Origin of the sequence: Desulfobulbus elongatus DSM 2908, from assembly GCF_000621145.1 — a bacterium.
In the GTDB taxonomy this organism is placed as follows: Bacteria; Desulfobacterota; Desulfobulbia; order Desulfobulbales; family Desulfobulbaceae; genus Desulfobulbus; species Desulfobulbus elongatus.
Map to the genome: position 1 here is coordinate 1 of NZ_JHZB01000024.1, position 12,036 is coordinate 12,036.

A 12,036-nucleotide genomic window follows, 5' to 3' on the forward strand; every position below is an offset into this window, starting at 1 on the left:
ACTATGTAGGGACCCGGGCAACTGTGTCTGGTAACAGCGCAGTTGGAGCCCCGGTTACCAAATCCATGAGCCGTAATGCAAATGAACCTGATTCGGCCTCGTAAATTCCATGGGAGCGGCCAGCCTGCCCGAAATGGTGAAGCCCGCACATGCCGTGAAGCAACCGACGTTTGCAGCGGCATGGCTCTCCGGGGTGTTTGAGGACGGCACGTGGGGAAAGATCAGCCAGGAACCTGGGAGGCCCGTCGTCCTGAGAGTCGTACTCTGACAGCTCAGAGGGAATACATAACCTTGATGCTGGGACGGCGGGAGTCGGAGAGGCCCATAGTAATGATGAAGCGGGGTAACGCCCGTGGAGTGAAGGGGCCTTACTGTTGTCATGCTTTGTACTTGGAAGAGGAGATCCGCTTGTCTGATGAAGACCACTACGGAAGAGAAAGCCCTGTTGTTGCCCCCTGCATTTGAGGAAAACTGGCAAGGGTTTCCCGAACCTCTCTTCATACTGAGGAAGAAGCTGTACATCAAAGCGAAGCGGGAGCCGAAGTTTCGGTTTTATGCATTGTATGACCGAATCTATCGGCAGGACGTGCTTGCGGCGGCCTGGGCTCTGGTGGTCCGTAACGGGGGCGCACCAGGTGTGGACGGAGTGAGTATCGGCGAGATACGAACTGCTCCCAATGGCGAACGCGTGTTTCTTGAAGAGATTCAAAAGGCCCTGAAAGAGAAGCGCTACAAACCGCAGGCGGTACGGCGGGTGATGATCCCCAAAGCGAATGGCGGGGAGCGCCCTTTGGGCATTCCAACGATTCGCGACCGAGTGGTCCAGACGGCAGCAAAGCTGATTTTGGAGCCGATCTTTGAGGCCGATTTCCTGGAGAGTTCCTATGGATTCCGTCCGAAACGATCTGCCCATGATGCATTGGCGGCCATCAAAGGGCTGGTCAGCAAAGGGAATACCGCCGTTTATGATGCTGACCTGAAGGCCTACTTCGACACGATTCCGCACGATAAGTTGCTGGCATGCGTCGAAATGCGGGTGTCCGACCGGAGTGTTCTCCGATTGATCCGCATGTGGTTGAAGGCACCGATTCAAGAATCCAGTGGCTCGAGCAATCTGCCACAGGGGAAACGCAAAGAGGGAACGCCACAAGGGGGAGTCATCTCTCCTCTGCTTGCGAACCTGTACCTGCATTGGCTTGAAAAGAGGTTCTTCGCACTGGATGGCCCAGCCTGGTTTGCCAGGGCGCATATCATCCGCTATGCGGATGATTTCGTCATTCTGGCGAAATTCATCGGGCCTCGCCTTGTCCGTTGGGTCGAGGATACGGTGGAAGGGTGGCTGGGGTTGACGATCAATCGTGACAAAACCAGCATCCGTAATCTTGGGCGAGACGGGGAAAGCTTTGACTTTCTGGGCTATACCTTCCGCTATAAAACGGGTTTGTATGATGAAACGAAGAGGTATCTCAGCGTTGAACCGAGCAGGAAGGCTTGTGCCCGAGAGCGTGAGGCCCTTCGCGGATTGATCAATGCCCAGAGGACGTATGTCCCGATAGCGGAGTTGGTGACCAGGGTCAACAGGCAGGTGAAAGGATGGGGTACCTATTTTGGTCGCTTCCATCAGGGGGCGCGGTTTCAAGGCCTCAACTATTTTCTGCGTCACCGGTTGGTTAAGCATCTGAAACGTAGGAGCCAGCGTCCTGTTCGTCCACCGAATGGGATGACATGGTACGGATTTCTCTATAAGCACTTGGGGCTGATCCGACTGTGAATATTGGCTCCCCCCGCGATAGTGTTGATGTGAAGAGAGCAGGTAAGCCGGATGCGGGAAAATCGCACGTCCGGTTTGACGAGGGGGCGCTGATGGAGCAAGCGACTTTTCAGACGCGTAGTAGCCGCGTGCGGCGGGGCGCCTGTATAAGGTCTGAAAAGTGTTGTTCATTAGCGCTCTACTCTACACTTGCTTTAACGTGCCGTTATTAGGTTTGTTACGTGGGTCAATCTTTTTCCTGTCTGCAGCATATCAACGGCAAAGCCCATGGCAGCATCAACAATGGCGAGGACTGCATCTTCGACAACGACGCCGGCAGCCCTGACTTTGTCCAATGCCAAGCTCAGGAGCCGCTGCATGGCCCCAACCAGGCTCAGATCCCGTTGCTCTTCGCTGCAGGCGTAAAAGAGCGAGCCAAGGGTACGGGGATCATCATGACAGCGTTGCTCGAAGGCCAGGAAGACATAACGGCTCATGACAATGGTGACATGGCCGATGATCCCGTCAAAATCCCGCAGTTGGGTCTCCCGTTCGAGGTTGAGGTAGTGTTTCGTCATCTTGAAGAACACCTCGATATCCCACCGCTTGCCGTAGATGCGGACGATTTCCTCGTCGGCCAGATCGATCTTGGTGGAGAGGATGGCCAGCCACTGGCGTTTATGGCGGTGACGGATAAAAACGATCCTGACCTTCTGTTCCTTTTTGGTTGCCACTGTCACGCTGGCCAGAATCCTGGCCTTACCCGGCCGCTTCTTCAGCTTGGTGAACAGCCGGCGCAGCGTCAGCCATTGTCCCTGATGCTGGTAAAACACCTTGGGCATGTCCTTGCCCATGCAGATCACCGGCAGATGCCTGCCCAGGGTGGCGAGCAGGGCGGGGAACGCAAACCAGCTGTCCATCAGGAGGTAGTCGGCCCGAATGCCCCGCGCCAGCACCCGTTTCACCATGGTTTCCAGGTGCTGGGTGGATTTGGCCATGGCCTCCAGTCTGCGTTTGTAGCCGCAGCACCGCTTGTCCACCTTTTTCCTGATCCCTTGCAGCCGCTTGCTTGCCTTGGCCGAGGAGCAGAGGATGAAATCAAGCGGGAGGAAACTCACCCCATCCGACCAGCCCAGGGTCATGAGCTTGAATCCCTTCAAGCTCCGATTAGCGTTGTGGTCGTGCACCCAGGCGAGCAACTCAACAACCTTGGAACGGGACCGGTCATAGGTGCTGTCATCGATAATCAATACCTTCTCCCGCTGCTCGCTGGTCAGCACGTCCATGAACCGGACCACCACCGTCACCAGGCCCAGCAGAAATGTTCGCCAGTTGTACCGGGGATTCTTCAGGAACTCGTAGGCACTGTCCTTCTGGAAGCCCAACTCCCGGTTCTGGACTATGCCTCGGGAAAAGTTGAACCCGCCAAACGGCAAAACAAAGATGGCAGTGAACACCGCCAGGGGCTTTGCTCCCCGCAATTTGCGGATACCGCTGCCAGCCAGCAGGGTGCCGACCTTGAAGTCGTCCAGAAAGGAAGAAATCCGGTCATGCAGTCGTTTTGCCTCTTGTTGCTCCTGGTAGTATTGAGTATGGTCCATTTGAGCCTTTTCTTTTTGATATCATTAATGATTTTCGCAAATCCAATGTATCGGAAAGCAAAAGGCTTTTCACGTTAAAATGATATTATTCCAAGAGGTTGGCTTTCGATCCTTTCGTGGCAAGACCAACCCCTAAACTTGAGCCATGAATGAAGAAAGACAACAACCATTCCAGGTGAGCGATATCTTCGCCTGCACCTGCTGCGGTTTTTGCTGTCACGGCGAAACCACGGTGTCCCTCGACCAGCAAGACCAGGAACGGATGATCGCAGCCCTGAGGATGAGCCGCGAGGAGGTGGCCGAGCGCTATTGGCGGATCACCGGTTCGGTGGTGCAGATGCAGGTCCGTGACGGGCACTGCATCTTCTACCATGCGGAGCGCGGCTGCACCGTGCATGAAGGCCGCCCCTGGCGATGCCGGCAATGGCCGCTCCATCCGAGCATGCTGGCCGACGAGGACAACTACCGGACAATCACCGCCTCCTGCCCAGGATTCGTCCAAGGGATGGAATACGTCGACTTCTGCCGGATATTCCGGGCATTGCAGGCCCAGGGCGATGCGGAGAAATTCGCGGCATGAAACTGCTCATCCCCCTGGTCGGCAAAACCAGGGAGCCGTACCTCGATGCCGGCATCCGCGACTATGCCAACCGGCTCGGCCGCTTCATTCCGGTGGCCCTGCCGGTACTGCGGGAGCGGCATGGCCGCCGCGATGCGGACGAGGTGATCAAGGCGGCCGAGGCAGCGCAGCTCCTGGAACAGGCCGCCGCAGCCGGTTTGTGCGTGGCGCTCGATCCGGGTGGAACATCGCTTGATTCCGAGGAGTTGGCCGTTTTGCTGACCCGGTGGGAGGAACGGGGAATTGCGACCATTTGTTTCCTGATCGGCGGGCATCTGGGCCTGCATGATTCGGTGCTGACTAGGGCCGACCTGGTGGTGTCGCTCTCAAGGCTGACCTTCACCCACGAGATGACCCGGCTGATCCTGCTGGAGCAGTTGTACCGGGCCTGCACCATCAGGGCCGGGCAAAAGTATCACAAATAGCCGCGGCGGTCTGGTTGTTCCCATGGAGCCGCATTGCCGGGGCGCGGGTGCCGGTGGCGCTTTCTGCACTTTCGGCTTCATAATGGGCCCGGCCTGTGGTAGAGAAGGGCGGCCAGGGATACAACGTGGGATATGACCATCGAATGATGAGCTCAGAGCACGACGGACAACACGGCGAGATACGGGGCGAGGCCGGGACGCTGGTGCTGACCTGCGCCGAGCCTGAGGACCTTGCCCCCCTAGCTGCTGCCCTGGCCGAGGTGCTGGCTCCCGGAGACGTGCTGCTGCTGTCGGGAGACCTCGGGGCCGGCAAGACCACCCTGATGCAGGCGCTCGCCCGGGCTCTCGATGTCGGTGACGACCAGTACGTGTCCAGTCCGTCGTTCGCGCTGGTGCACGAGTACACGGGCCGGCTGCCGATGGTGCACATGGATCTGTACCGGCTCGACCGCCAGGAGGATGTCGAGGATGTCGGTCTGCTTGATTTTTTCGACCGGCCGGGCGTCTGCGTGGTCGAATGGCCGGAGTTGCTCGGTACGCTAGCCCCGACCGAGCGGCTGGAGATCCGGATCGAGCAGGAACCGCCCGCGGCCAGACGGTTGACGCTCGTGCCGCAGGGGATGTCGTGGCGGCAGCGGCTGGACCGCGTGGCCGCACGTTTGGCCGCATGACATCGGAGAAGAGCAAGCGGGAAGACAGGCGGCAAGGAACGGAGATTGTTCCACCGTTTTTTTATAGGACAGGAGTTATGCAGAAGAAGATCATCGCCTTGGGGCCATGCCCGAAACACTACACTTACGATCAGGACAAGGCCTGCACCCCTGAGGAGACCGTGGCCCGATTCCAGAACCGGCTGCGGGCCAGCCGTCTCGACGTGCTCAAGGAGATCCGGCGTATCGACAACGGCCGGCTCGACATTCCCGTGTATTTTTCCATGTGCGGCGAGGATGCGTTGCGGATCATCGGCAACAAGAAACAGATGGGCAAGGGCTCGACTCCCGAGCAGTCGCGGGCCAGCGCCTGCATGGAGTTGGGGGAGCGGTTCAGCTTTTTCAGTTTTCTCCGCGAGGCGGACAATTTCCTCATCGGCGACTACGCTGCCATGGAATCGGAGGGGTATCCGGTTTTGCCGATCGAGTCTTTGTTGCAGTCGGTGCACGACGCCTCGCTGCCGCCCGAACGGTTGCGGCAACTGCTGGCCGGTCTGCCCCTGCGCTGGACCTGGGCCCTGCGGCTGGCCGACGCCACCCCGCTTTTGGTGCCCTTTTCCTGGTTTTATGCCATCAACGAATTCAACGGACCGTCGGCCGGCAATACCTACGAGGAGGCGGTGCTGCAGGGCATCAGTGAGGTGGTGGAGCGCCATGTCTGCGCCCTGATCACCCGCGACCGGATCGTGACCCCGGCCATCGATCCCGCCTCGATCGCCGATCCGGTGGCCCAGGAGTTGCTGGCCAAGTTCCGCCGCAACGGCATCGAGGTTCATCTCCGCGATTTCTCCCTCGACACCGGTATCCCCACCGTCGGTGCCCTGGCTTGGGACCCGGCCACTTTTCCCCGGTTGAGCGAGATCGTCTACACCGCCGGCACCACGCCCGGCGCCACCAAGGCCCTGATCCGCGCCCTCACCGAGGTGGCGCAACTGGCCGGCGATTTCAACAGCGGCTCCAACTACGTGGCCAGCGGCCTGCCCAAACCGCTCAGCCTGGACGAGGTCGACTATGTGGTGGCAAGCGACCGCACCATCGGCCTGAATGAGATGGCCGATCTCCAGGATGACGACATCTTTCGGGAGGTGAACAACTGCGTGGCCGCGCTCCGCCGCCAGAACCTGGACGTGCTGGTGGTCGACACCACCCATCCGGAACTGGGCATCCCGGCGGTGTACACCATCATCCCCGGCGCCCATTTCCGCGAACGGGCCATGGGCGGCAACGCGGCCCTGTTCGCCGCCAAGCTGGCGGCCGACCTCCTCGCAGGCGAGGAGCTGGACGCCAAGCTGGCCGCCATGCAGGCGGTGCTGCCGGATGCCTACTATCTCCATTTCTACCGGGGCCGCCACCTGTACGAACAGGGAAGGGCGGACGCGGCCCTGGCCTGCTTCGACCAGGCCATGGGTTTGCAGCCGGCGCCGGAAGATCTGCCCTACCTCTACTCGTACCAGGGCTCCTGCCTGCGCGACCTCGCCCGGTACGACGAGGCCATCGCGGTGCTCAGGCAGGGGCTGGACTGCGACGAGGAGCGGCCGGACATTCACAACACCCTGGGGGTCTGCTGCTACAAGACCGGCCGCCATGGCGAGGCGGTCCATGCATTTCGCCGGGCGACCGAGCTCAATCCGGCCTCGGCCATCGACTATGCCAACCTTGCCCTCAACCTGGAGCAACTGGGCGAACGCGAGGCGGCCATCGCCAACTATGAGATCGCCCTGAGCCAGGATGCGACCATCGGCTTTGCCATGGAGCGGCTGGCCGGTCTGCTGGCCGCAGTAGATGCCGGAGGAAAGATGTCGTGAAGCCCTGGCCGCAGCATCCGCAAAAGATTCTGGTCCGCTCGACCAACTGGATCGGCGATGGGGTGATGACCACGCCGGCGGTGCGCAGCATCCGCGAGAATTTTCCGGAGAGCGAGATCGCCATGCTGGTCCATCCCTGGGTGGGCGATGTGTTCCGCTACAGCCCTCGGGTGGACCGGCTGATCCTCTACGACAAGAAGGGACGCCACCAGGGGGTGAAGGGCATGCTGCAATTGGCGGGCGAACTGCGCCAGGAGCAGTTCGACTGCGCCATCCTCCTGCAGAACGCCTTTGAGGCGGCCCTGATCACCATGCTGGCCGGCATTCCGGTGCGTGGCGGTTACACCACCGACGGCCGCGGTCTGCTGCTTACCCATGGAGTTCATAAAATCAACGAGTTGAATAAAAAACATGAGGTAAATTATTACCAGCGGATCCTGCTCGGCCTGGGGTTGCAGACCGGGGGAAACGAACTGGAGCTGTTCATCCCCGGCGAGGAGGTCGATGCGGCCAAACACCGGATCAGCGAACTCACCGGCACGCAGACGGGCAGCATGCCGGTGATCGGCTTCAATCCCGGCGCGGCCTTTGGCCCGGCCAAACGATGGCCGGCGGACAAATTCGGCGAATTGGCCCGCATACTCTGCCGCCGGAGCGGCTGCCGCATCCTGATTTTCGGCAGCATGGCCGACCGCGAGACCGCCGTGGCGGTCAAGGGGTTTGCCGGCGCCGAGGCGGCCGCGCGGATGATCGACCTCACCGGTGCCACCAGCCTGATCGAAGCCATGGCCCTGATCGGCGAGTGCGATGCCTTTGTCACCAACGATTCCGGCCTGATGCACGTGGCCGCGGCCCTGCACACGCCGCTGGTGGCCATTTTCGGCTCCACCGACCACATCGCCACCGGGCCGCTTGCGGACAACGCGGTGGTGATCCGCAAGCCGCTGCCGTGCAGTCCCTGCAAGAAAAGCCAGTGCCCGGAAAAGCACTTCCGCTGCATGAAGCTGATCGACAGCGACGAGGTCGGCCGGGCCGTTCTGCGCATCCTGGAGGAGGCGTGATGGCCGGGCGGCAGGAGGAACGGCAGCGCCGCCTGCGGCCGGCCATCTTCCTCGACCGGGACGGCACCATCAACGAGCAGATGGGCTATATCAACCATCTGAGCCGCTTCCACCTGCTGCCGGGGGTGGGCGAGGCGATCCGCCGCCTCAACGAGCACGATTTGCCGGTGGTGGTGGTCACCAATCAGTCGGGCCTTGCCCGTGGCTACTTTCCCGAATCGCTGCTCGATGCAGTTCACGCGGAAATGCATCGCCTGCTGGCCCTGGCCGGTGCCCGGCTCGACGGACTGTACGTGTGCCCGCACCATCCCGAGGCCAAGGACGAGCGCTATCGTTTGAACTGTTCCTGCCGCAAGCCCAAGGCCGGCCTGCTCGAACAGGCGGCCCGCGAACTGGGGCTCGATCTCGCCCGTTCCTACATGGTCGGCGATCGCTGGTCGGACCTGCGCTGCGGCGCTGCCGTCGGGGCGACCTCCCTGCTGGTGCTGACCGGCTATGGTCGGGGCGATCTTTGCTATATCGGTCCCGGCCAGGCGATCCAGCCCGCCCATGTGGCCGAGGATCTCGCCGCGGCCGTGCAGTGGATTCTCGAACGGGAGCGCCGGCGCACGGCACAAACCATGTGAGTTTTCTCTAACTTCTTGTCAAGGAGGGGAGTATGACAACACGACTGCACCAACTGGTGGCCATTTTTTCACTTCTGGTTCTGGTGTCCGGCTGCGGCTACAACGCCTTGCAGAGCAAGGAAGAGGCGGTGTTCAAGGCCTGGGGCGATATCGAGTCCAACCTGCAGCGCCGGGCCGATCTGATCCCCAACCTGGTGGCAACCGTCAAGGGGTATGCCAGCCATGAGCGGGAGACCCTGGAGGCGGTGATCAATGCCCGCGCCAAGGCCACATCCATTCAGCTGTCCACCAAGGATCTGGGGAATGCGGCGGCCATGCAGCAGTTCCAGGAGGCACAGGGGAGCGTGGGTTCCGCCCTGGCCCGGTTGATGGTGGTGGCGGAACAGTATCCGGATCTCAAGGCCAACCAGAACTTCCTCGACCTGCAGAACCAGCTCGAAGGCACGGAAAACCGGATCAACGTGGCCCGCCAGCGCTACAATCAGGCGGTGGAAGTTTTCAACAGCGCCATCCGCGCCTTTCCCGAGAGCCTGACCAACCGCCTGCTCCTCCATCTGGAGCGCAAGGAGTATTACAAGGCCGCTCCTGAGGCCAGGGAAGTGCCCAAGGTCGATTTCCAGACCCGGTGACCGGGATGATGGCGCGTTTGTTCGGCCTGCTTCCGGCCGTGTGGGCGCTGGTGCTGCTGCTGGCGGGCGGTGCCGCTGCCCCGGCCAGGGCGCTGGAAGTGCCGCCGCTGGCCGCCAGGGTCAACGATACCGCCCGGATCCTTTCCGCCGGCACGGTCCAACTGCTCGAACAGTCGCTGCAGGAGTTGGCCCGCAGCGAATCGACCCAGATCGTGGTGCTCACCATCCCCAGCCTGGAGGACGAGGCGCTGGAGGACTACTCGCTCAAGGTGGCCGAGACCTGGAAGATCGGCCAGAAGGGGCTGGACAACGGCGCCCTGCTGCTGATCGCGGCGGGCGACCGCAAGATTCGGATCGAGACGGGCTATGGCCTGGAAGGCAGCCTGACCGATCTGGTGGCCGGCCGGATCATCCGGGAGAGGATCGTGCCCGCTTTCAAGCGGGGCGATTTCGACCAGGGGGTGATCGACGGGGTCACGGCCATGGTGGCGGCGGTCAGGGGCGAATATGCCGGCAAGGGCGGCCTGGAGCAGCGGGGCGGCGATCGTGATTACGGGCCCTTTCTGCTGATTCTGCTCTTCGGCCTGATGATGATCGGCAATCTCTTCCACCGGGTCAAGCCGCTGGCAGCCGGCCTGGGCGGCGCCTTCGCCCCTCTCCTGGGGGCAACGCTCTTTGCCGGGCTTTTCAGCGGGCTGATGCTGCTGGTTCTGGTGCCGGTCGGCGTGCTGGGCGCCCTGGTGGCCAGTCTTTTGGCTGCCGGCGGCGGCCGGCGCGGCTCTTCTTCCGGCGGGATCTTTTCCGATCCGGGCTTCGGCGGCGGTTTTGGCGGAGGCGGTGGTTTCGGCGGCGGCGGCTTCAGTGGCGGGGGTGGCGGCTTTGGCGGCGGCGGTGCCTCGGGAGGATGGTGACCATGCAGACATTGGCCCAACGGTTTCTGACCGCAGACGAGCAGGAACGGATTGCCCGGACGGTCGAGGAGGCGGAGCGGCGCACCACCGGCGAGATCGTACCCATGGTGGTCTCGGCCAGCCACGCCTACCCCGAGGCGGTTCTCACCGGCGCTGCCGTCCTTTCGCTGCCTGCCGCCCTGATCGCCGCCGTGACCACCGGGTCCCTGCTGTGGTGGCAGGACCAGTTTCTCTGGCTTTTCCTGGCCTTTCTCCTGTTGTTTTTTCCCCTGGCCCGGCTGCTGATGCGCCTGCCGTTTCTGCTGCGGCCGTTCATCAGCGAGCGGCGGGCGGCGGCCGAGGTGGAACGGGCGGCCGTCAACCGGTTTTACCGCGAAGGATTGCAGGACACCCGCGATGCGACCGGCGTGCTGATCTACGTCTCGGTGCTGGAACGCCGCGTCTGGATTTTGGGGGATCGGGGCATCAACGAGCGGCTCGAGCCGCAGGTCTGGCAGGGGTTCGTCGATACCCTGGTGACCGGGATCAGGGAAGATCGCGCCGGCGAGGCCCTGTGCCAGGTGATCGAGGAGGTCGGCGCCCTGCTCCATGCCCATTTCCCGCCCAGGGCCGATGACCGCAACGAACTGGCCAATCTGCTGATTGCCGGCGAGGACGGCGCCTTGGCCCGGCGCACCCTGATCGTGCAGTAATCGCCCACCGGAAAAGGCCAGTTGCGATGACCGGGCAACCCGATTCATCTTGCCGATTCTTCGACCGGCTTGCCCCCGGCCCGCTCATCATCGCCCATCGGGGCTTTCGCGCCTGTTTTCCGGAAAATACCCTGGCCGCGTTCGGTGCCAGCCTGGGCCGCTGCGGCATGATCGAACTCGATGTCCGTCTGAGCCGCGACGGAGTGGCCGTGGTTGTTCACGACCGCTTGCTGACCCGAATCAGCAATGCCGCGCAGGTGGCAGCCGGATTGGGGCTGACCAGCCTGGCGGTCTGCGACTGGCGCCTGGACCAGTTGCGGCGGCTCGATGCGGGCTCATGGTTTCTGCAGGCCGATCCCTTTGGCACGCTCACGGACGGCATCGCGGATCGCGGCCGCCTGCGTACCATGCTGCCCCAGCGCATTGCCAGCCTGCGGGAGGTCCTGGCCTGGGCCGTGTTCCACCGGATGCCGCTGAATATCGAGCTGAAGGACTTGGAGAATGCCCGTCTCAACGAGCAACTGGCGACCGCGGTGGTGCGCGAGGTCGCGCGGGCGCGGGCAGGGGCGCTGGTGCTCCTTTCCTCGTTCAACCATTCCCTGCTGCGTTTCTGCCGCGGGCTCGCCCCGGCAATCGCCACCGCCGCCCTGCAGGAGGGGCGGCATCCGTCCGACCTGATCGACTCGCTCCGCTCCCTTGGAGTCTGCGCCTACCATCCATCCGACGCGCTCGCCGACTCTGCCGTCATCCGGGCCGTGCGTGCTGCCGGCTTGCACGTCAATGTTTTCACAATCAACGATCCGGTCCGCCAGCGCCAGTTGTTCGCGGCCGGCACAACTGGCATCTTCACCGATTTTCCCGACAACGTCTCCGGGACCAATCCGCATCCGCCAGACTGCTGACCGGCCGGGCGCAATATCCCATCGACTCCGGCGGCAGTTTGCGGACCCCACCGGTCAGTCCATGCCAATTTCTACGCATGCCCATCATTACACGTTGGGCTTTCTTTTTTATCGCTTCTTTTTTGCTCGGGCATTGTCGAAGACATTTTGATTTATGCACAACTTATTGTTATTTATTATGAAAATTATAAATCAGCCTGTCGCCTATCGTTTATATATGTTGACATGTAAAGAACATTGTAGGATAATAAATATCGAGAATTAATTCTCGATAAGGAGTTGCTCGGTATGTTTCGTCGTCCGTT

Annotated in this window: 12 protein-coding genes; 11 read left to right on the forward strand and 1 reads right to left on the reverse strand. The window is 61.7% G+C overall.

The window, feature by feature from the left end:
* Nucleotides 1-415: 415 nt before the first annotated feature.
* Complete coding sequence (gene ltrA, locus Q362_RS0112155; RefSeq protein WP_051554225.1) at nucleotides 416-1,771, forward strand: group II intron reverse transcriptase/maturase; 1,356 nt, start codon at nucleotides 416-418, stop codon at nucleotides 1,769-1,771.
* Between the two features lie 194 nt (nucleotides 1,772-1,965).
* On the opposite strand, the gene Q362_RS0112160 is transcribed toward ltrA, so the two are convergent.
* Nucleotides 1,966-3,351, reverse strand: coding sequence for an IS4 family transposase (locus tag Q362_RS0112160; protein WP_028318914.1), 1,386 nt, complete (start codon nucleotides 3,349-3,351; stop codon nucleotides 1,966-1,968).
* Nucleotides 3,352-3,496: 145 nt separating this feature from the next.
* Between Q362_RS0112160 and Q362_RS0112165 the strand changes: the two genes are divergently transcribed.
* The 10 genes from Q362_RS0112165 to Q362_RS20445 all read left to right on the forward strand — a co-directional run bounded on the left by Q362_RS0112165 (nucleotide 3,497) and on the right by Q362_RS20445 (nucleotide 11,731).
* Nucleotides 3,497-3,931 (forward strand): YkgJ family cysteine cluster protein, encoded by a 435-nt coding sequence (locus Q362_RS0112165; protein WP_028318915.1) that lies wholly within the window; start codon nucleotides 3,497-3,499, stop codon nucleotides 3,929-3,931.
* Nucleotides 3,928-4,395, forward strand: coding sequence for a 23S rRNA (pseudouridine(1915)-N(3))-methyltransferase RlmH (locus tag Q362_RS0112170; protein ID WP_028318916.1), 468 nt, complete (start codon nucleotides 3,928-3,930; stop codon nucleotides 4,393-4,395). The genes Q362_RS0112165 and Q362_RS0112170 overlap by 4 nt, the downstream gene beginning before the upstream one ends.
* Nucleotides 4,396-4,538: 143 nt before the next feature.
* Complete coding sequence (gene tsaE / locus Q362_RS0112175; protein ID WP_245590219.1) at nucleotides 4,539-5,066, forward strand: tRNA (adenosine(37)-N6)-threonylcarbamoyltransferase complex ATPase subunit type 1 TsaE; 528 nt, start codon at nucleotides 4,539-4,541, stop codon at nucleotides 5,064-5,066.
* A 77-nt stretch (nucleotides 5,067-5,143) separates the two neighbouring features.
* Nucleotides 5,144-6,910 carry a YcaO-like family protein gene (locus Q362_RS0112180; RefSeq protein WP_028318918.1) on the forward strand — a complete coding sequence of 589 codons (1,767 nt, stop codon included), beginning with the start codon at nucleotides 5,144-5,146 and terminating at the stop codon, nucleotides 6,908-6,910.
* A complete protein-coding gene (gene waaF, locus Q362_RS0112185) occupies nucleotides 6,907-7,971 on the forward strand; it encodes a lipopolysaccharide heptosyltransferase II (protein ID WP_028318919.1) in 1,065 nt (354 codons plus the stop codon). Before Q362_RS0112180 ends, waaF begins: the two co-directional genes overlap by 4 nt.
* The gene (gmhB, locus tag Q362_RS20435; protein ID WP_051554227.1) at nucleotides 7,971-8,597 is read left to right on the forward strand and encodes a D-glycero-beta-D-manno-heptose 1,7-bisphosphate 7-phosphatase; all 627 of its coding nucleotides are present in this window, start codon (nucleotides 7,971-7,973) and stop codon (nucleotides 8,595-8,597) included. Before waaF ends, gmhB begins: the two co-directional genes overlap by 1 nt.
* Before the next feature lie 32 nt (nucleotides 8,598-8,629).
* Nucleotides 8,630-9,226, forward strand: coding sequence for a LemA family protein (locus Q362_RS0112195; protein ID WP_028318920.1), 597 nt, complete (start codon nucleotides 8,630-8,632; stop codon nucleotides 9,224-9,226).
* A 5-nt stretch (nucleotides 9,227-9,231) separates the two neighbouring features.
* On the forward strand, nucleotides 9,232-10,137 hold the full coding sequence (locus Q362_RS0112200) for a TPM domain-containing protein (RefSeq protein ID WP_211248488.1): 906 nt from the start codon (nucleotides 9,232-9,234) through the stop codon (nucleotides 10,135-10,137).
* A 2-nt stretch (nucleotides 10,138-10,139) separates the two neighbouring features.
* Entirely contained in the window at nucleotides 10,140-10,829 is a 690-nt protein-coding gene (locus Q362_RS20440) for a TPM domain-containing protein (RefSeq protein ID WP_051554229.1), read from the forward strand.
* A gap of 26 nt (nucleotides 10,830-10,855) precedes the next feature.
* On the forward strand, nucleotides 10,856-11,731 hold the full coding sequence (locus Q362_RS20445; protein WP_051554231.1) for a glycerophosphodiester phosphodiesterase: 876 nt from the start codon (nucleotides 10,856-10,858) through the stop codon (nucleotides 11,729-11,731).
* Nucleotides 11,732-12,036: the final 305 nt, after the last annotated feature.